We start from the raw sequence: 20,085 nt of genomic DNA, 5'->3' as shown, positions 1-20,085 counted from the left end.
AGAATCATGACATAATAGAACAGAAAACAGCCATCCTATTAGATATGTGGAATACGTGGCAACTTGGAGAAGAAAGGAAATGTGATTACGATGGAATACGTTAAACTTGGTAATACAGGACTCGATGTCTCGCGCTTCTGTCTCGGCTGTATGGGATTCGGGGACGCCAGTAAATGGGTTCACGAGTGGGTGCTGAACGAAGAAGACTCCCGATCCGTGATTCGCAAGGCACTGGATCTTGGTATTAATTTCTTCGATACAGCCAATATATACTCTCTTGGTACGAGCGAGGAATATCTGGGACGGGCTTTGAAAGACTACGCAGACCGTGATCAGGTCGTGATTGCGACCAAGGTTCATGGACGAATGCATGAAGGCCCCAACGGCTCCGGGTTGTCCAGAAAAGCCATTTTAAGTGAAATCGACAAAAGTCTGAAACGACTCGAAACCGATTATGTGGATCTATATATCATTCACCGCTGGGACTATAACACTCCTATTGAAGAAACGATGGAAGCACTCCATGATGTAGTGAAGTCAGGTAAAGCCAGATATATTGGAGCTTCCGCCATGTTTGCGTGGCAGTTCCAGAAAGCGTTATATACAGCGGAGAAAAATGGCTGGACCAAATTTGTTTCCATGCAGAACCATTTGAACCTGATCTACCGTGAAGAGGAACGGGAGATGCTGCCACTTTGCAAAGAGGAAAAGATCGGCGTTACACCATACAGCCCACTCGCTTCCGGCAGGTTAACAAGAGATTGGTCGGTGACGACGCATCGCTCTGAGACGGATATGATACAGAAATCAAAGTACAATGCCACAAGTGACGCGGATCGCATTGTTGTCGAACGGGTGGCGGATATTGCCGAGAAGTATGATGTGCCTCGTACACACATAGCGCTGGCATGGCTGTTACAGAAAGAGACCGTGACTGCTCCGATTATCGGCGCAACGAAACATTCACATCTCGATGTTGCCTTGGGCGCACTGTCTGTGAAGCTTAATTCAGAGGATGTCGCTTTTCTGGAAGAGCCTTATATACCGCATCCTGTCGTGGGCGCACAGTAAACAACATTGATGGAGCACAAGAAACATACTTATGATCTGTCAACGATATGGTCGTAAGGTTTACGGTCTTCAAAATGTTATCGTAACAACAATAGCCCCTCCTTTCCTTTTGCGGAAATAGGGGCTATTCGCTGATGTATCAGTTTTATTTATTCAAAGGCGAAGGCGTTAACTGAACTCCCTTCTCCTCTGCTATGTTAAATAGTGCTTGTATCAATAACAAAGCGATATTTTACATCTGAAGCGAGCACACGTTTATAAGCTTCATCAATCTGATCTGCCGAAATGACCTCAATGCTAGGGGCAATATCATGCTCAGCACAGAAATCAAGCATTTCTTGTGTCTCACGTATGCCGCCAATCATGGAACCTGCGAATGAACGACGATGTCCGATCAGCGAGAATGCATTGACGGGCAGTGGCTCTGGCGGAGCCCCTACATTAACGAGTGTGCCGTCCAACTTGAGCAGGGAGAAATAAGCATTGATATCAATGCTGGCACTAACCGTATTAATGATCAGGTCTAATGAGCCTGCGAGCTTTTCAAATGTTTCCGGGTCGCTCGTTGCGTAGTAATGATCTGCGCCAAACTGCAATCCGTCTTGCTTTTTGCTCAGGGACTGAGAAAGAACCGTGACCTCAGCTCCCATCGCATGTGCGATTTTAACTGCCATATGACCAAGGCCACCCATCCCTACGACTGCGACTTTCTTACCCGGGCCAGCGCCCCAGTGATGCAGTGGAGAATAGGTTGTGATTCCGGCACATAGCAGCGGTGCAGCAGCATCCAGCTCAATATTGTCAGGAATGCGCACTACAAAATCCTCGGTTACCACGATATGTGTGGAATAACCGCCTTGGGTCGGCTCACCGTATTTGTCTACTCCTGCATACGTTGGAATGTTACCTTTCAGGCAGTATTGCTCTTCTCCTTTACGGCAATTCTCACATTCGCCGCAAGAGTCGACCATACATCCAACACCTACGCGGTCGCCTACTTTATATTTCGTTACACCACTGCCTACTTCAGTCACAATCCCGGCAATTTCGTGGCCCGGTACGAGTGGATAATTAACGGGTCCCCACTCCCCATGAGCGGTATGAATGTCCGAGTGGCAGATACCGGCAAACTTAATCTCAATTAATACATCCGTGGTATCCAGATCACGGCGGTTAATTTCTGCGGAACGGAAGGCTTGATCGGGTCCATCCACGGCTCTGGCTTTAGCTGTAATCAATATGATAACCTCCTTATGATTTTGGAATCCTCTTTATCTTACGCCCTATAGTTAACTCTAGGTCAAATGTTTTGCTCTACTTTTTCTAAAAAGTGTTCGTTTTGACATCACTCCTGACCGCATGATAGAATTCACTCGCGTCAGCGAATGCCATGCAGCCTATCGGCTTTAATCTCGATCTGATCTAGAACTGAAAGGAACAAACTCGATATGACCTATTCCATTAGTGAAGTCGCTAAAAAATTGGATCTGACTGTGTATACATTGCGCTATTATGACAAAGAGGGACTCATGCCCTTCGTCGAACGTAATTCGACCGGAACGAGACAATTCAAGGACTCCGATATTGATTTTCTGAAAATAATCCAATGTCTGAAAGCTACCGGAATGCCGATCAAGGATATCCGGGAATTCATAGCCTGGTGCTCGGAAGGTGACGCAACTTTGCATCAGAGGTATGACATGTTTACCGAGCGCAAAGCCAGCGTCGAGGCTCAAATGGAAGAACTTCGGAGAACAATGGAAGTTATTGAGCATAAGCGCAGTTATTATCAGCAGGCCATCGAAGCTGGAACGGAGAACATTCATAAAACTACACTGGCTCCTAAGCCTGAGCACGCAGCAAGCTCCTAGAGTTAAACGAAAGGATTTCATCCTATGTCTAAGCCATTTCAGCAGCAGTTAGATGAACTTGCCAGACTTATTCATCAGCACACGGTCAATGAAGGGGTCCATTCAACCGAACTTCCCTCCCTTTCTCTGATTCGTGAATCTGACATCACTGAACCGATTTTCAGGTTGAACGAAGCTTCTTTTTGTATCGTCGTCCAGGGTCAAAAGGAAATGTTGCTGGGACAAGAACGTTTCCAGTACGGACCTGGCAGCTATATTGTAGCTACGATGGATTTGCCTGTAAGCGGCCAAGTCATAGAGGCTTCGCCTGTCACTCCTTATCTCGCATTAAAGCTTGAATTCACAGGCAGTGAAATTTTGGAGGTAATTCAGCATACCCGTCTCTCCCCTAATTCGAACGATACAAACGATGCTACCAGACGAGCCATGTATGTGAGCAAAACTTCATCAGAGCTGCTGAATGCCGTGATCCGATTAGCTCAGTTGCTTGAAGGGGATGCGGAGGATATCTTCATACTCTTCCCATTGTTTAAAAAGGAGATTTTGTACAGAGTACTCAAAGGACCTCAGGGCAGTGCGCTGAAGCAGATGGCACAAGAAGGATCTCACGCGTACCGTATTCGTAACGTGATTGAACACATGGTGACACATGTTAGTCGGCCCGTCCGGATTGAAGAACTGGCAGAGCTGGCGAATATGAGCCAGGCTTCCTTCCATCGACATTTTAAAGCAGTCACTGCGATGAGCCCGCTTCAGTTCATCAAACAACTGCGGCTACAAGAAGCACGTCGTCTCTTAATGTCTCAAGCTGTAGACGCATCAGAGGCTGCTTACCAGGTTGGATACGAGAGTCCGTCACAATTCAGCCGTGAGTATTCACGCATGTTTGGTTGTCCCCCAATGGAGGATATGAAACGTTTGAGAGGCAGACTTACTGATTTCATCTCCAGAAAATAATCCTGTTCCACGCAAAGAGACTCACACCTAAACGGTGAGAGCCTCTTTTTTTTCTTCGTTCCATTTGCTCTAAAATACAGTCTGCCTGCCCGAAACTACTTGGATGCCGAAAGTAAGCTATCCGTAATAAATTTAAGCTGTCCTTCCAACGATACCGGATCGTTATAAGTATCAGACGATGGATCTAGCTGAAATACATGATTGGCTTTGACAGCCGGGAGGTTCTTCCATAGCTTATTTTCGTAAATCTTTTTAGAATCACTCGTGTCCCCGGACCACGGGCTGGTGAAAATAATATCCCCTGCATAATCCGGCAGCACTTCTATCGAGATGGAAGCCCAACCTGTTCCGCTATCAATAGCTTCCGCTTGAGCCTTAGTCGGTGCTCTCAGTCCAAACTCGCCATAAATAATCTCTCCCCCGCGGCCATAGTTATGACCGAAGACATACAACCCTTTATCATACGGATTCAGGATCGATACGGTACGATTACCTACAGCTGCTTCTACCTTCGGTTTCAACTCGTTAATCTGAGCTTCCCACTTGCTTATCCAGGCCTTAGCTGCTTCTTCCCTGTTTGTAAGTTTGCCCATCTCCAGCATCAAGTCTTTGTAGTTACGTTTACCGTACTCAATCTGAACCACAGGTGCAATCTGTGACAGCTTGTCGATGCCTTCTGTACCTGTGTACACAATAAACAGATCAGGTTTCAAAGCAAGCAGTTGCTCTGGTGTTGGCGGCTGATCACCTAAATCTGCTGTTCCTTGTGCAGCAAGCTGCTCTTTAATGTATTTGTTGTTCATTGCACCTGTAGTTGCCCCCACCACTGGAGCATTCAGTGCGACAAAGTATCCCGTAGAGAAGGCCGTCAGATCAACAATCCGTTTAGGATTTTTCGGGACTTTCACTTCACCAGCATCAGACTGGAATGAAACCATCTCATCTTCTGCACCTGCACCTGCTCCTGTGTCGGTCGAACCATCTGAATTGTTACTGGTTTTGCTTCCCGCATCTGAAGATGCAGTAGTCTTCTCCGCCCCATCTTTAGCTGTATTTGAAGCAGACTGACCACATGCACTCAAGATCAGCATAAACACCAGCGCCATCATGATCCATATTGAACTTCGTTTTGTACTACGCAAAAATAACCCCACCTTTAATGTATTGGATTCAATCAAATAAATGATATTGATAATCGTTATCAACGATATCACGACTTTATCCTTTTTACAATACAAGTTTAATATATTCATTCCAAACTTCGTCTATTAAGGGAGAAAAGAGAATATACATCCCATTTCCACTGACAATTTCATTCCAAACTTGCCATCTAGTAAGTTAAAAGGCTATCATCATTAGAGTGGATAGAGAGATGTAACAACGAGAATGATTTTAGAGATTGTAGAGAATTGTTTCAAGGAGGACAAGATGGATCAGATTATACTGTGGTTAAAGTACTTTTTTTTGGGTATCGTTCAAGGGGCAACGGAGCCGATTCCGGTCTCCTCCAGCGGTCATTTAATTATTGCCCAGCGACTAATGGGACTGAAGCAAAATGGCCTTTCGTTTGAAATTTTGACTAACACTGCTTCATTAATTGCCATTGTTTTTATTTTTCGGGAAGACATCATGAAGCTGATTACCGGTGGATGGGGTTACTTAACAACTCGTAAACCGGAATATCGGGCAGACTTTATGTTTTGCTTATATATTGTCATCGGTACGATTCCAGCTGCCGTTGCTGCTGTGCTGTTCAAAGATCAGATTGAGAGCATCTTCTCATCCGTTTATACGGTTGCAGTAGCCCTGCTAATTACAGGTGTAGCTCTCTGGCTTATTCGTAATCTTCGCGGCCGCAAACAGGACGGCGATCTGAAGATGAAAGATGCTGTGCTGGTTGGGCTCGCTCAGGCCGTTGCACTTATTCCGGGCATCAGCCGTTCGGGTGCTACCGTTATTTCGTCCATTGCAGTAGGCATGAAACAGGAAACAGCGTTAAAGTTCTCTTTTATGCTCTACATTCCGATCAGTATCGGCGGTGTGATTCTGGGTGCTTCAGATATAGCGCATGATCCTAACCGTGCTCAGCTTGCTATTCCTTACCTGATCGCGTTTATCACGACGCTGGTTGTTACCTATTTCTCGATGAGATGGTTTATGGGCATTATGGCCCGAGGCAATCTGAAGTATTTTTCATATTACTGCTTTGCGGCAGGAACATTGTTACTTATCTTTTTATAAAAAGGATCTCTATACACAGCAAAGGGACAACCATGGCGGTTGTCCCTTTTATTCTATAATCCCAAACGCTCCACTTTGATGCTGAGCTTACGGTTTGGCATATTGCAAAATGGCGATTGCCGCTTGTACTCGCAGTCCTTCATCTTTGCTCAGCAATGCCTCTTGAAGTACTTGCAGCGCGGTATCAATCGTGGATTGCTCAACTCGTGGAAGTGTGTGATCATGTGTTAACGTTTTGATTGATTCTGGTGCTACCCGCTGAGTTTCTTGGTTCAATGCTGTCCCAATACTCGCCGCTGCATCGCTATTCCCCCTAAGAGCTTGATCCAGCCTCGCCTGCTTTACAGGCAACTTAAATTGGGCAACAACGTTGGGTTCTTGCAGCAAAGTTTGCATGTGTTCATTAATATCCTCCAGCGGTACCCGTCCAAGCCAGGTTACACCCCTGCGGTGGCATATTAAGTCTTCGCTTGTGCCAATGGAGTCGTCATAATAATAATCACCAAGGTCTCCGACATACATCCAATCCTCATCCTTAATCACAACATAATCCCCGTCACTCATCCTGTCTGCAAACAGCTGGATCGTCTCCAAAACGTCGCCTGAATTATCAGCAATAATTCCATAGCGTTGCTCCAACAGTTCACATAATTCCTCCGATGACGCCTGCTCCAGATCGCCAAGCGCTGACCACGGGATGCCGATATAGTTATCCTCCAGAAAACTTTTCACTTTACTGACTCCACCTACAATCGACTGCACATAAAACAGATTCACGGATGCCGCCTTCCCTTCCTTCTTGCCATAAGCTTAGTTAACCATTGGAAAGCTCCTATGTCTACTTCCATAGCAGATTATCTATGGCAGTCACTGCTTCAAATCACCTTCGCTATCTCACCTTCCCTATCAAACCTTTCCCAATTAACTCCCTTATCCTCACTCCTCTATCTTGTTAGTCCCGTCTGCTATAGCCCATAGCTATAGCTGGATATAATTTAATGGAATTACTTAATAACCATACTTCTGTGATACCTTGTTGTTAACACATTGCAGAGGGGTTATGGCAAATGACAAAAAGTAGCGTATTGGGATACCCGCGAATCGGAGCCGATCGGGAATGGAAAAAAGCACTTGAGGCCTTCTGGTCAGGAAAATTACAAGAAAACGAACTCCACGCGAGATTACAAGAGATTCGTTTAGATCATTTGCGCAAGCAACAAGCCAAAGGTATCGATCTGATTCCAGTGAATGACTTCAGTTATTATGATCATATTCTGGATACAGCCGTGATGTTTGGTATTGTGCCAAAACGCTTCGCTTATACCGGAGGCGCTGTGCCTCTCTCCACCTATTACGGCATCGCCCGTGGGACGAAAGATGCCGCAGCCAGTGAAATGACCAAATGGTTCAATACGAACTATCACTATATTGTACCTGAACTGAATGATGCTTCGCCGATTTTAACCGAGAATAAACCGCTAATTGCATACCTTGAAGCCAAAGAGAAACTCGGCATTGAAGGTAAACCAGTCATCGTTGGACCGCTGACCTTCCTGAAGCTCTCCAAAGGCTATGATGCCTCCGAAACGGACGCTTGGCTGGATCAGTTGCTTCCACTCTACACTCAGGTGCTGCAAGAACTTGCGGACGCTGGTGTACAGTGGGTACAGATCGATGAGCCGGTTCTCGTAACTAAATTGAATGATGCAGATGTTCAGCGCCTGAATAAGATTTATGCAGCCTTTGCATCCGCTGCTCCAGGTTTAAATATCTTGCTCCAGACGTACTTTGAATCCGTTGAAAACTATAATGAAATCATTCAATTGCCAGTTCAAGGCATCGGTTTTGACTTCGTTCATGGTCTTGAAGGTAACCTTCAATCGATTCAAACGAGCGGTTTTCCGGCAGACAAATTGCTGGGTGCGGGTATCATTGATGGACGCGGCATCTGGAAAGCGTCCCTTCAGGACAAGCTGACTTTACTCCAGACACTTACTTCACTCGTTACCCCTGAAAGGTTAATTGTACAGTCCTCCTGTAGCTTGCTACATGTGCCAGTGACAACAGCTCGTGAAACGAAACTTGCTGTTGAACTTAAAGAGGCACTCGCATTTGCGGATGAAAAGCTGGATGAGATCGTTATTTTGACCCAAGCAATCCGCAGCACTGATGCGGACATCACCGCTAAAATTAAAGACGCCGAGCAAAAACTACAGGCATTGCAAAGCTCCGGAGATCGTAACCGCAAAGCCGTGCAGGAAGCTGTTGCTTCCATCCGTGTACAAGAGCCTGACCGCTCACGTCCATTTGCCGAACGTCATGTTGCCCAGCAAGACAAGTGGCAATTGCCTTTGTTCCCGACAACAACGATTGGCAGTTTCCCGCAATCCACGGAGGTTCGAAAAGCTCGCCAACAATGGCGCAAAAACGAGCTGAGCAATGAACAATACGATTCCTTTATCCGCGATCAGATTGACAGCTGGATTAACATTCAAGAAGAGATCGGTATTGACGTGCTGGTTCACGGTGAGTTTGAACGTACCGATATGGTTGAATTTTTCGGCGAGAAGCTGGCTGGATTTGCCTTTACGCAATATGGATGGGTTCAGTCCTATGGCTCACGTTGCGTGAAACCACCTGTTATTTTCGGAGATGTAGAATTTGTAGGTGAAATGACGGTCGAGGAAACGAAGTACGCACAGTCGAAGACAGACCGTCCTGTTAAAGGCATGCTGACAGGCCCGATCACCATTATGAACTGGTCCTTTGTACGGGATGATATTGAACGGGAAACCATCGCGTATCAATTGGCCTATGCGCTCAGACAAGAGGTTGAAGCGCTCGAAAAAGCTGGCATCGGTATGATTCAGGTCGATGAACCTGCCGTTCGTGAAGGCTTGCCACTCAAAGAACATAAACAAGCTCATTATCTGGATTGGGCGGTCAAAGCGTTCCGTATTACAACATGCACCGTACAGGAAACCACCCAAATTCATACTCATATGTGCTATTGCGAATTCCACGATATGATTGATTCTATCGAAGCAATGGATGCCGACGTCATCTCCATTGAAACATCGCGTAGCCATGGAGAGTTAATTCACAGCTTTGAAGAGAATACGTATGAGCTCGGTATTGGACTTGGCGTATACGACATCCATAGCCCGCGTGTACCAAGCGTGGAAGAAATGAGTAACATGATTGACCGTGCTTTGCGTGTGCTCGATCCGAAGCTGTTCTGGATTAATCCAGACTGCGGCCTGAAAACTCGCGGACAGGAAGAAACCGTGGCTTCACTAAGAAACATGGTAGATGCTACCCGGATTGCCCGAGCGAAGTATAATGCTACTCCTGTTCTGAACTAATTTAAGCTGAACAACTGATGATTCGTATGGAAGTTTTAATAACAGATAAACTTAATCTGCATAGTCTCTGTTTTTGTTCTAATAGCAACACTGAAAAAGCCGCAATCCTGATCATGCAGGATTGCGGCTTTTTATAGTATTCTCCCTGTTCAGAGGAACCAGATTAAACTTTGACTGTATACATCAATTCTTTTTCAAGAATATGGGTACGACCAGCTGATTCCACATCGGTATATTGATGCATGTTCGTAATAATGACAGGCGTAATCATGCTGTAACCCGCTTTTTCGATCTCTTCACGATCAAATTCCATCAATAGGTCGCCTACGGATACTTTTGCTCCAGCCTGTACCTTTGGCGAGAAAAATTGGCCTTTCAGCTTTACCGTGTCAATCCCGATGTGAATCAGCATCTCTGCGCCATGATCACTTACGAGACCAATAGCGTGACCACTCTTGGAAACAGAGAATACTGTGCCGTTAACCGGGGAAACTGCACGTCCTTCTGAAGGTTGAATGGCAAATCCTTTACCCATCATTTCTTCTGCAAAAGCAGGATCTGGAACCACGCTAAGTGGCTTAACTTCCCCATTCATAGGACTGAATATTTGCTCATCCTGTAATTTAATGTCTTCAGCTATTACATTAGTGTCTTCAGTTACTACAGGAGTAGTTGCAGACGTTGCTGATGGTGCAGGTGCGTCTTCCTGGAAGCCCAGAATATAAGTAATGACGCTAGCTACAACAAATGCAATTAAAGCAGCAATCAGTGCATAGAGCAGGTTGCTAATGTCTGGACCCACATATGAGGCAGCTCCCGGAAGACCTACTGTGCTAATGAAATAGGCTTTAACCGAAAAGGCTCCCAGAAACGCTCCAGCGACTGCCCCCCCAATGAGCGCTGCAATAAATGGTTTTTTGAATTTCATGTTAATTCCGTACATGGCTGGCTCGGTAATTCCCATAAGAGCAGTAAGTCCTGTAGAATATGAGAGTGATTTGGTATCGGTGTTTTTAGACTTGAAGCCAACCCCAAATGCAGCACCACCCTGGGCCATATTAGCTGCGAACATCAACGGAATGATAAAATCGTAACCAAGTGTTGCGATCGAACCCACTACAAGTGGCAACAGCGCATAATGTATGCCTGTAATGATTAGTACAGACATCGTGCCCCCAATCAAAATACTTGCTAAAATGGATGCGTTATCAAATAACCAACTGATACCTCCAGATAAACCGTTCCCAATAATGCCGCCCAGTGGCCCGATCGCTATCAAAGTAAGCGGTACCATAATAAGTAAAGTTACGGTTGGTACAACAATCAGTTTCAGTGAAGAATGAGTGATACGTTCAATCGCTCTCTCCACTTAAGCAGCAATCCAGATTGCAATGATGATAGGAATAACTGATGAGGCATAGGATGTAGCAATAACTGTAATCCCTGCAAACGATGTATTCCCCCCTTGAAATAAGGCTCCAATGGTAGGGTGCATAAGACCAGCAGCTAAGGCAGCTCCTACATAAACATTGCTACCCATTTTCTTCGAAGCACTAACGGCTAGAAGTATAGGCAGGAAGTAGAATGCACCATCGCCAAAGGCTGCCAAAATGGTATAGGTTGAACTAGTTTGACTCATCCAACCAACAGCCACCAGAATGGATATAATCCCTTTGATCATACCTGCGCCAGCAATGGCTGGCAGGATTGGCGTGAACATACCCGAGATGAAGTCAAACAATGCGCTAATCGGATTCCTTTGTTTCTTTTCGCTTTTTGGAGCACTCTCTGTGCTAGGCTTATTGCTCATATTGTCCACTAGTGCTTTGTACACTTCGGAAACTTCATTGCCAATAATCACCTGAAACTGTCCACCGTTTTCCGTTACACCCATAACGCCAGGTATGTTTTTCAACGTAATTTTGTCAGCTTGATTGTTATCGTTCAGATTGAATCTGAGTCGAGTCATACAGTGTGTAACTTGATCGATATTCTCTTCCCCACCAACCAGTTTGAGAATATCTTTGGACAATTGTTGTTTATCCATGTTGTAAGGCTCCTTCGACGTATAATAAGGTATTCTCTGACCATGGACGCGTCTGACCAGATATAATGGAAGTACGAAACATATGTTATAACGTCATGTTACTCAGAACAGGGAAGAAAATATATATGATTTAAGTGTTTAGTTTGCTTTGACACGAAATGATTTTTGTTACAAAAGTGTAACACGTTGTTTCCAAATCGTAGGTAATATATACTGTCTAAGCAGGCTACTTATTATTTTGACTATGGTCTAAGGAGTGCATATTTATATTCACCAGTGAGCAAATCTCATCCTATAACGATTTAGAACTATCTTTATACAACTATATTTCTCAGAACATGGAAAAAGTGGCTTACATGCGTATTAGAGAACTGGCCAATGAAACTCATGTATCTACAGCCACCATTCTGCGATTTTGCAGAAAGAATCAATGTGAGGGATTTTCCGAATTTAAAGTAAAACTTAAGATGCTCGTTTCCCAAAAAGATAAATTAACGAAGCAAGAGTTGAAAAGTCCTCATCATGCCGTGTATGCGTTTTTTGAACATTCTCAATCTCCTGAATTGGTGGAAAAAATTTCGGCAGCAGCGAAATTAATTGTTACAGCTAGTAATGTCATTTTTATTGGTATCGGAAGCTCTGGAGTAATGGGTGAATATGGAGCTAGGTTATTTTCAAATTTAGGGATATTCTCTATGTACATAAAAGATCCTCATTATCCTATTCATACGAGAATTCAAAAAGACAGTATTACGATTGCTTTGTCTACGCGAGGTGAAAACCCATATGTTCAACCTTATCTCGAGCGGATCAAGCAGGATAAGCATAAAATTATTGCAATTACAAATAATCGCCAATCTACCATGGCTAAAATTTCAGATGTATGTATTCCATATTATGTAAAAGAAGAGTATCTCGGAAGTATTGACCTCACTACACACACACCTGTTATTTTCTTATTAGAATGGCTAGGCAAAGAGGTTTACAATCTTATTGCAAAACTAGAATAAGAGTTATAGTGGAGCATCCATTCTTTCTAAATTTACGCAAACAAAAAGAGAGTCATTTCGACTCTCTTTTACGCTGCTATAGTTCTCAAATGAATGCTTACTTTAAGCTCTTTCCATTCCTTTTTTCTTCCGTGTTGCTGCAATTTGTGTCATGATCATTAGAATGATGATCACCATCATTCCAATCATAGCAGGTGTGAAGCTATGTGAAGCATCATGAATCCAGCCTAGCAATATTGGACCCATCGCTCCAATCACATATCCAGCAGATTGCTGCATCGCTGACCAAGAAGTAGCATCGTTCACATTGGTTGTAGAATCAATCGGTAACATCAGGTTTAAAGTGAACAAGCCCCCTGCCTCAACTCCAAAGAGTATAACGGAAACCATCGGCATGAAATTCATCATCAATAAAACCAACCCAACAATCATGAACAGAGATTCACCAACCAACCATACTCTTCTTGAAGGAAAGTTCTTCAATAATACAGGAAGTACAAAGCTAATCGGAATTTGGATGACAACAAATATGGTCAGACAAAGCGTTGCATAGGATTTGCTATACCCCATTTCCTGAATCATCAACGGGAGCCACGCTGTAAAAGAATAAAACAACATCGCCATTAATCCAAATGAGAGCGTAATCGTCCATGCTCTTCTATTTCCCCAGGGAAGTTTAATTTGCGGACGTTCTTTTATTCCACTCACATGAGCAGATTCAGATCGCGGTTTCACCATGATCCACCACATGATCGCTGCTACAAAGGCAATGACTGCCCACCCTCCTACTGCGATCTGCCAAGAATTGAAATATGCCTCTAAGGGAATGGATACCATTGAACTGCCCGCAGCCCCTACAGTGATTGCAATACTATAGAGTGCAATCATAGATGGAACATGATCGGGAAAATACTTTTTTATAAAGCCTGAAGTTAACGGGCCAATCGAAGCGATCCCGATACCTACGATCAATGCAGATAAAAGTAAAACGGACGTAGACTGTGTAAATAGCCGAGTGGCTATTCCGATTCCCACCACAATCAGGGAATATCCAATGATTCGCTCTATTCCCCATCTCCCACTTGCTTTGACGGCAAAAGGTGAAAATACGCCCATACATAATACAGGTATTGACGTTAGCAAACTGGCTAGTGCAGCGCTCATCCCCAAATCTTCCCGAATCGTATCTAGCAGTGGAGATATGGAATTAATAGCTGGGCGCAAATTCAATGTAGCAACAAATAATGCAATAATTAAAAATATACTTTTTTTTCTCATCTTCTACTCCCGAAACAAACTGCTCCCGTTGCTCTCAATGACATCTTTGTACCAGTAGAAGGACTTTTTACGATAGCGTTCCAATGTTCCTGAACCATCATCATGACGATCCACATAAATGTATCCGTATCGTTTTTTCATTTCTGCAGTTGTGGCACTAACCAAGTCAATACAACCCCATGATGCATATCCCATCAATTCGACACCGTCTTTAATAGCTTCAGCGACTTGAAGCAAGTGCTCCTTCAAATAGTTAATACGATAGTCATCATGAACGGTTTTGTTACCATTTTCGTCCGTAATCAGTTCATCTACGGCTCCTAATCCATTTTCAACGATGAACAATGGCTTCTGATAACGATCATACATCGCATTCATGATGTACCTTAAGCCTTGAGGGTCAATCTGCCAACCCCAATCACTCGCAGTCAAGAGCGGATTAGGAACACCACCAATCAGGTTTCCTTCTCCTTTAATTTGCTTGGCAGGATCAGCCGTTTCGCAACTGCTTTGATAATAGCTAAAGGAAATAAAATCAACGGTATTTTTCAAAATTTCTTCGTCACCAGGCTCGAAATGAATGGTAATTCCGTTATCTTTCAAATAACGTTTCATGTAACCCGGGTAATAACCACGCACGTGAACATCCGTAAAACCTGTGTTCTTATGATCTGCTTCCATCACTTTGATCATATCATTAGGGTCAGGAGTCAATGGGTAAATCGGCATAGCAATGACCATACAACCAATTTTGAAATCCGGGTTAATTTCATGCCCAATTTTAACCGCCAGTGCACTTGCAACAAACTCGTGGTGAACCGCTTGGTACAAAGCCTGTTTGCTAAGTTGATCCTTAGGAGTGTTAATCCCGCCACTTGCAAACGGGTGTTCAAGAATCGAATTAATCTCGTTAAATGTGAGCCAATACTTCACTTTGTTTTTGTATCTCTCAAAAATCGTTCGCACATATCGTTCATAGAAATCGACCATTTTTCGGTTCGCCCAGCCATCGTATTCTCTAACGAGATGTAACGGAGTCTCATAATGAGAGATTGTAACTAAAGGTTCAATCCCGTATTTCAGGCACTCGTCAAAGAGATCATCGTAAAATTGGAGACCTTTTTCGTTTGGCTCAAGTTCATCCCCTTTTGGGAAGATTCTGGACCAAGCTATCGACGTACGAAAAACTTTGAAACCCATTTCGGAAAGGAGTTTAATATCCTCTTTATATCGGTGATAGAAGTCAATCGCAAATAACTTCATATTATCCTCTGTCAGTTCATTCGTCGGAGGTGTCTGAATGCCGTTTGGCATGATATCCTGAATGGAAAGTCCTTTTCCATCTTCTTGATACGCACCTTCTATTTGGTTTGCAGAGACGGAACCTCCCCACAAAAAACCGTTAGGAAATTGAAATGTTTTACTCATTTGGTAAGCCACCTTTCTTTTAAACCTTCTGCGGATCTGGATATAAAACGAATCACGCTGTATCGGTTTTTTATCTTGTATTTGTTTTCACAACTTATGTTACATAGATTAGTGCATAAAATACATGTTATTTCGTATTTAGTACAAGGTATCAGAGATTCACATTTGTAACATAAAAGTAACACAGTGTTTCAGAAGCTTAATGCGTGCAAGCTCAAGGGTAACTGCATTCAACTACGCCATCATAGTTATGTAACAAAATAAAAAAAGCCGCCAAAATGACGACTTCATCCATGATAAGTTATTTCATATCTACAAAGTTCTGGAGACTTTCCTTAATCTGATTCGTAACTTCGTGACCATGATACGTAATCACTTTTTTAATATCAAGCTCTAACAGTTTTGCAATCGACTCGAACGCAGTCGTATGATCCAAAGTTTGCTCGTCATTAAAGGACAAGAGACGACCATCTTCCGCATTTAAAGCGTCACCAGCAATCAACGTTTGGCTTGGAATATGATATAGCGACATATGATCTGGTGTGTGTCCTGGTGTAAAGACGACTTGAATACCACCTGCCAAGGGCAGAATGTCTCCATCCTTTAAAGCGGTATGAACGTGCACAGACGGTGCGAAATCTTTACTTTTGATAAGCGGAATGGTTCCGGTCAAATAGGGTACCGCCTCCTCATGTGCAAGTACCTTCACCTCGCTCCCTCTTGCCTCAACTAATTCCGGCAGACTGCCAATGTGATCCCCATCTTGATGCGTGATGATGATATGCGTCAGCTTATTGAAACTGAAATTCTCCTTTTCGAGTAACGTACGAATTTGTGCCAATTGCCCAGGAATGCCCGTATCAACGAGCACTACATTCTGTTCATCCCATAACAATGTTGGATATACTATAAATGGTTCTCCATAATATTCCATTTCAAGTTTTATCGTTTTGATTCCGGTATTCGGTTGAGACATAGACAATCTCCTTCAATTCGTAAAGATATTATATTACTTAAAGTAAGTCAGAAGTCAACACTTTTTCAGCTCACTCTCTTATTGGTTTGGTACTTAATGCTACAAACATAGCTAAAAAAGATGCCTTCTCTTCTTCTATTTTGTACGTTTTCATTTGAAAATGAAAGAAACCCAAAGTTATAATTCACCCGGGTTTCTCACTATTTAGTGGGGTATTCAGAATGACTCGCAACTTATAGTTCATCATCCATATGATCTACTCCCCACTTGCATAGCTCTTGCAGAGCAGGGATGAGGGACTTGCCACGCTCTGAAAGGTAATACTCAACTTTAGGCGGCACTTGTGAGTATTCATGGCGTGTAATGAGCGAATCAGCCTCCAGCTCTTTTAATTGATTACTGAGCATTTTGTGTGTAATTCCTTGAAGCGCTCTTTTCAACTCACCATAACGCATAATGTCTTCCTTCAGTAGTAAAAATAAGATATGTAATTTCCATTTACCACTAATTAGCGATAAGGTATACACAAATGATTGATGACTATTTTCTTTTTCATTTTTTGTTTTAATTGGAATCATTTAGCGCTCTCCTTTTTGATAGTATCTCACTAAAAAGTGCATACTATTCTTTTTTCATGATTCCATTATACTATACCTCAGTGTTCAACAAGAAAATAAGCTAATAATGAAAAGGTGAATAAATAATGGCAATTAAGCCTGTTGATTTAAAGAAAGCATACCGTTTATTGCAAGTAGGTCCAACAACCATGATTTCTGCTAAACACGATGGGATAGAAAATGTAATGGCAGCCGCTTGGGTCGGTCTGGTGGGAAATAATAAAGTGATGGCATATATCGGCAAACAAGCTTTCACACGTGAACTCGTTGAAAAGAGTGGTTACTATGTAGTACATGTTCCAACTGTTCAACAAATGGAAACGGTCTTGTATGTTGGTGAGCACAGCGCTAAAGAAATGGACAACAAACTTGAACATATCCCACTCTTTTACCAAGAAGAGTTTGATTTACCACTAGTTGAAGGTTCCGCTGGCTGGCTAGTATGCAAGGTTATTCCCAATGCTCAAAATGAACAAGAACTTGATCTGTTCATGGGTGAAATTGTCGGTGCTTGGAGTGATGATCGAGTATTCAACAACGGACATTGGATTTTTGATGATGCTCCTGATGAATTACGTACAGTACACTATGTGGCTGGCGGTCAATTCTATGCGATTGGAAAAGGTACTAAATTTAATCACGGACCAGGTAAAGACTAAATAATTTGGTGAAGAAAACTCTCAACTTCCATTTTAGTTTCATGAAATGATCAAAGAGATAATATAAATTTTCTCAGTACGAACAGGGAATCTTTTTTGGGAATATACAAAAAACACAAAAAAAGTAGCTACTATAGCGACTCTTTTTGTGTTTCTGGGTTGGAGCTAAGTTCATCTTTCACTATTAATGATAAGTCAGATTCCTCTTGAGAGCATATTCAATGGTTAAGGAAGCTAGTAATACTTTACAATGAAAGGGTTAGCTCATCGCAGGCTGAAGTGATTCGAGCAATTGTTTAATCTGCTCATCATACTCCAGTTCAAATATTGGAAGAGTCTCATCTAATTTTTGCTGGAACAAATCAGGATCATGTACACCAAGCTCTGCCCTTAATTCCATCTCCTCTTCTGAACCATTATCGTCCAGAATCATGTCCAGAACTTCCTTTTTAAAGTATTCACTTGGCGGAAGGATCAACGCGTTCATCATGAATTGCATAAAGAAGAGCTGATTATCTTTTTCCTGGTCCGCTTTTTTCATCGCCTGTTTGGTAAACAAATTAATATATTTCTGACCAAAAGTAACTCCTTTCAGTTCGTAAGGTCCACCATGCTCCACCCCTTTCCAACGCATGTCAGCCACAGAACTAAGCCACCAAGCCGGTTCGATGGCCTGCTGCATACGCTGTAACGCCTTACGCTCAAACTGTGGTTCATGTTGTATGCGCTGTTCTTCCAGACATTTGCCTATCGTCTCGGCTTCAATCGCCGCAACAGTTATGCCTTGTCCGTGAATAGGATCAAAACCACACAGTGCGTCACCCAGAACGAGTAAGCCCGAAGGCCAATTCTCCATCAGTTCAAAATGCTGACGAACAGACTCGGAAATACGGTATCCTCTAGGCCCTTGCAAGGGTTCTAATCGCTCCATAAGTCCGACGATTTTATCTCCAGCAAACAGATGTTTGATTTGTTCTTGAAACTCCTCAGGCTGAGTAGACGGGTATTCATCTCCTCCTGCATTAAAAAGAATGAGTCCAACAATATCATCCTCAATACGCGTAAATATACCTGCACGAATACCTCGCTCAGGATCGGAGTCAGACATCACCCATTCGTTCGGAATGAAGCCTTTTATTTTGTAATACCGGGTACTGTAACCAAGAGATACCTTAAGCACTTCAGGCTCTGGCACTGTTAATCCGATCTTATTAAGCCATCTGATGATCTTGGAAGAACGTCCTGAAGCATCAATAACCATATTGGCTGGAATTTGCTCTTCCTTCTTTTCTCCGCTTCTTTCTTTGGTATACACGCCGGTGACGGCACGCTCATCGTCAGATACGATAAGTCCAGTCACTTCCTTGCTTGTTAAGAAGCCTATCTGAGGCATGTTCTGGATTCGCTTGCGCAGCACACATTCCAGTAAAGCTCTGCTACACGATGCAATTTTAAACGAAGAAGAGTCCTCCTTGTTGACTAATGTGCCGTATCGGTTAGCAATCTGGAACTGCTCATCATGCGAAGATATCGCTCCCATCTGGATTAACTCATCATTGTATCCCGGGAAGTAATGCTCCATAATAAGTGCGCCACGTGGTTGTACACGGTGTGGATGAAATGACTGAGGTACACCCTGCCTGTTATCTGGATCCAAAGGGAACTCATCCCTTTCAATCACACATACCTCGTCATAATAGTCAGCTAACATTCTGGCAGTAATCAACCCTGCAATCCCTGCCCCAATGACTATCGCTTTTTTCATGTCAGACATTTCAACTTCATCCTTTCTTCAGAATTATATTGAATGTACAGTTGTAGATCACTAAAAATATTACTTATAATACCAATATATAATCAAAATCTCTCTTATGTAAGAATCAATATAAAGACGCTGTATAGTTAAACTACGATAACCAGGAGGTGTAGATGAAATTATAGAGAAAAAGGTTGATTTAAGAGTTGCCCGAACTAAAAAGTTGTTAACCACTGCCTTTAAAGATCTGTTATCCGAGCAAGGACAATCATTCAGTAATATCACGATTAATGAAATATGCGACAGAGCGATGGTTCACCGTACCACATTTTACAAACATTTCGAGGATAAATTTGCACTGTTACACTCGACACTAACCTGGGTGCTTCAGGATTATTTACACATGAATATAGAAGATCGGCTACGGCAGCCCTTACAAAGCCTATCCAGATTCATGTTGGAGAATTTATTAGAACCGATTGTTCAAAATCAGAAGAATGATAAAGGATTTACTGATTTTTTCAAAACTTATATCGGAGATATTTCCAGAAGAGATTTTCTCGAACTAAAACGAAGAGGTAAACAGCTTTCAGCTCCAATTGAACTTTTAGCCGAATATCATTCAGGAGTCATTAGTTTACTTGTGACGTGGTGGATATATCATCTTGAAGAAGATATTACGGCAGAACAGATGGATGAGTATTATTATCAAATGGTTAATGAGAAAATCATGTTGGAATAGCAAACAACTCACTTTCAAATCAATGGCTGATTTTAGAGTGAGTTGTATTTGCTTCATTTGGCTAATC

16 protein-coding genes and 2 pseudogenes are annotated in these 20,085 nt (G+C 42.9%); 9 read left to right on the top strand and 9 right to left on the bottom strand.

Translation table 11 applies throughout. The annotated features are described in order from the left end of the window. Positions 1-90: 90 nt before the first annotated feature. On the top strand, positions 91-1,071 hold the full coding sequence (locus tag BLQ13_RS02975; protein ID WP_090916486.1) for an aldo/keto reductase: 981 nt from the start codon (positions 91-93) through the stop codon (positions 1,069-1,071). Between the two features lie 197 nt (positions 1,072-1,268). Here the strand turns inward: BLQ13_RS02975 and BLQ13_RS02970 are convergent, their stop codons facing one another. Beyond that, entirely contained in the window at positions 1,269-2,309 is a 1,041-nt protein-coding gene (locus BLQ13_RS02970; RefSeq protein ID WP_090915840.1) for an NAD(P)-dependent alcohol dehydrogenase, read from the bottom strand. A gap of 210 nt (positions 2,310-2,519) precedes the next feature. On the opposite strand from BLQ13_RS02970, the gene BLQ13_RS02965 reads away from it, so the two are divergent. Both BLQ13_RS02965 and BLQ13_RS02960 read left to right on the top strand, forming a co-directional pair. Further along, positions 2,520-2,942 carry a MerR family transcriptional regulator gene (locus BLQ13_RS02965; RefSeq protein WP_090915837.1) on the top strand — a complete coding sequence of 141 codons (423 nt, stop codon included), beginning with the start codon at positions 2,520-2,522 and terminating at the stop codon, positions 2,940-2,942. A 24-nt stretch (positions 2,943-2,966) separates the two neighbouring features. Then, positions 2,967-3,899: an AraC family transcriptional regulator gene (locus BLQ13_RS02960; RefSeq protein ID WP_090915835.1), complete on the top strand. Its 933-nt coding sequence runs from the start codon at positions 2,967-2,969 to the stop codon at positions 3,897-3,899. Between the two features lie 95 nt (positions 3,900-3,994). On the opposite strand, the gene BLQ13_RS02955 is transcribed toward BLQ13_RS02960, so the two are convergent. Then, positions 3,995-5,041, bottom strand: a complete 1,047-nt coding sequence (locus BLQ13_RS02955) for an ABC transporter substrate-binding protein (protein WP_244159199.1) — start codon at positions 5,039-5,041, stop codon at positions 3,995-3,997. A gap of 286 nt (positions 5,042-5,327) precedes the next feature. Between BLQ13_RS02955 and BLQ13_RS02950 the strand changes: the two genes are divergently transcribed. Next, complete coding sequence (locus tag BLQ13_RS02950; protein WP_090915833.1) at positions 5,328-6,140, top strand: undecaprenyl-diphosphate phosphatase; 813 nt, start codon at positions 5,328-5,330, stop codon at positions 6,138-6,140. 87 nt (positions 6,141-6,227) lie between these two features. Here the strand turns inward: BLQ13_RS02950 and BLQ13_RS02945 are convergent, their stop codons facing one another. Further along, complete coding sequence (locus tag BLQ13_RS02945; RefSeq protein WP_090915831.1) at positions 6,228-6,917, bottom strand: hypothetical protein; 690 nt, start codon at positions 6,915-6,917, stop codon at positions 6,228-6,230. A 290-nt stretch (positions 6,918-7,207) separates the two neighbouring features. On the opposite strand from BLQ13_RS02945, the gene metE reads away from it, so the two are divergent. After that, positions 7,208-9,505, top strand: a complete 2,298-nt coding sequence (metE, locus tag BLQ13_RS02940) for a 5-methyltetrahydropteroyltriglutamate--homocysteine S-methyltransferase (protein WP_090915829.1) — start codon at positions 7,208-7,210, stop codon at positions 9,503-9,505. Between the two features lie 163 nt (positions 9,506-9,668). Here metE and BLQ13_RS02935 read toward each other — a convergent pair. Beyond that, positions 9,669-11,552: pseudogene (locus BLQ13_RS02935) on the bottom strand (beta-glucoside-specific PTS transporter subunit IIABC). Between the two features lie 266 nt (positions 11,553-11,818). Between BLQ13_RS02935 and BLQ13_RS02930 the strand changes: the two are divergent. After that, on the top strand, positions 11,819-12,562 hold the full coding sequence (locus BLQ13_RS02930) for a MurR/RpiR family transcriptional regulator (RefSeq protein WP_090915827.1): 744 nt from the start codon (positions 11,819-11,821) through the stop codon (positions 12,560-12,562). A gap of 102 nt (positions 12,563-12,664) precedes the next feature. Here BLQ13_RS02930 and BLQ13_RS02925 read toward each other — a convergent pair whose 3' ends face one another. The 4 genes from BLQ13_RS02925 to BLQ13_RS02910 form a co-directional block, all read right to left on the bottom strand. After that, the gene (locus tag BLQ13_RS02925; RefSeq protein WP_090915825.1) at positions 12,665-13,840 is read right to left on the bottom strand and encodes an MFS transporter; all 1,176 of its coding nucleotides are present in this window, start codon (positions 13,838-13,840) and stop codon (positions 12,665-12,667) included. Between the two features lie 3 nt (positions 13,841-13,843). After that, positions 13,844-15,268 carry a glycoside hydrolase family 1 protein gene (locus BLQ13_RS02920; RefSeq protein ID WP_090915823.1) on the bottom strand — a complete coding sequence of 475 codons (1,425 nt, stop codon included), beginning with the start codon at positions 15,266-15,268 and terminating at the stop codon, positions 13,844-13,846. Positions 15,269-15,569: 301 nt separating this feature from the next. After that, a complete protein-coding gene (locus tag BLQ13_RS02915; RefSeq protein ID WP_090915821.1) occupies positions 15,570-16,244 on the bottom strand; it encodes an MBL fold metallo-hydrolase in 675 nt (224 codons plus the stop codon). A 233-nt stretch (positions 16,245-16,477) separates the two neighbouring features. Then, a complete protein-coding gene (locus BLQ13_RS02910) occupies positions 16,478-16,822 on the bottom strand; it encodes a winged helix-turn-helix transcriptional regulator (RefSeq protein ID WP_090915819.1) in 345 nt (114 codons plus the stop codon). Positions 16,823-16,947: 125 nt separating this feature from the next. On the opposite strand from BLQ13_RS02910, the gene BLQ13_RS02905 reads away from it, so the two are divergent. Next, complete coding sequence (locus tag BLQ13_RS02905; protein ID WP_090915817.1) at positions 16,948-17,520, top strand: flavin reductase family protein; 573 nt, start codon at positions 16,948-16,950, stop codon at positions 17,518-17,520. A gap of 259 nt (positions 17,521-17,779) precedes the next feature. Here the strand turns inward: BLQ13_RS02905 and BLQ13_RS02900 are convergent, their stop codons facing one another. Then, positions 17,780-19,294 carry an FAD-dependent oxidoreductase gene (locus BLQ13_RS02900; protein ID WP_090915815.1) on the bottom strand — a complete coding sequence of 505 codons (1,515 nt, stop codon included), beginning with the start codon at positions 19,292-19,294 and terminating at the stop codon, positions 17,780-17,782. 205 nt (positions 19,295-19,499) lie between these two features. Here BLQ13_RS02900 and BLQ13_RS29135 point away from each other — a divergent pair. Beyond that, positions 19,500-19,631: pseudogene (locus BLQ13_RS29135) on the top strand (TetR/AcrR family transcriptional regulator); the annotation flags it as partial. Between the two features lie 48 nt (positions 19,632-19,679). Beyond that, entirely contained in the window at positions 19,680-20,018 is a 339-nt protein-coding gene (locus BLQ13_RS02895; protein WP_244159198.1) for a hypothetical protein, read from the top strand. Positions 20,019-20,085: the final 67 nt, after the last annotated feature.

This window comes from Paenibacillus polysaccharolyticus, assembly GCF_900102085.1.
GTDB lineage: Bacteria > Bacillota > Bacilli > Paenibacillales > Paenibacillaceae > Paenibacillus > Paenibacillus polysaccharolyticus.
This window is presented reverse-complemented; position numbering and strand designations above follow the sequence as displayed.

Coding starts and splice junctions, on each gene's coding strand:
- BLQ13_RS02975 (WP_090916486.1), top strand. CDS start 91: ATGGAATACGTTAAACTTGGTAATACAGGACTCGATGTCTCGCGCTTC.
- BLQ13_RS02965 (WP_090915837.1), top strand. CDS start 2,520: ATGACCTATTCCATTAGTGAAGTCGCTAAAAAATTGGATCTGACTGTG.
- BLQ13_RS02960 (WP_090915835.1), top strand. CDS start 2,967: ATGTCTAAGCCATTTCAGCAGCAGTTAGATGAACTTGCCAGACTTATT.
- BLQ13_RS02950 (WP_090915833.1), top strand. CDS start 5,328: ATGGATCAGATTATACTGTGGTTAAAGTACTTTTTTTTGGGTATCGTT.
- metE (WP_090915829.1), top strand. CDS start 7,208: ATGACAAAAAGTAGCGTATTGGGATACCCGCGAATCGGAGCCGATCGG.
- BLQ13_RS02925 (WP_090915825.1), bottom strand. CDS start 13,840: ATGAGAAAAAAAAGTATATTTTTAATTATTGCATTATTTGTTGCTACA.
- BLQ13_RS02920 (WP_090915823.1), bottom strand. CDS start 15,268: ATGAGTAAAACATTTCAATTTCCTAACGGTTTTTTGTGGGGAGGTTCC.
- BLQ13_RS02915 (WP_090915821.1), bottom strand. CDS start 16,244: ATGTCTCAACCGAATACCGGAATCAAAACGATAAAACTTGAAATGGAA.
- BLQ13_RS02910 (WP_090915819.1), bottom strand. CDS start 16,822: ATGATTCCAATTAAAACAAAAAATGAAAAAGAAAATAGTCATCAATCA.
- BLQ13_RS02905 (WP_090915817.1), top strand. CDS start 16,948: ATGGCAATTAAGCCTGTTGATTTAAAGAAAGCATACCGTTTATTGCAA.
- BLQ13_RS02900 (WP_090915815.1), bottom strand. CDS start 19,294: ATGTCTGACATGAAAAAAGCGATAGTCATTGGGGCAGGGATTGCAGGG.
- BLQ13_RS02895 (WP_244159198.1), top strand. CDS start 19,680: ATGAATATAGAAGATCGGCTACGGCAGCCCTTACAAAGCCTATCCAGA.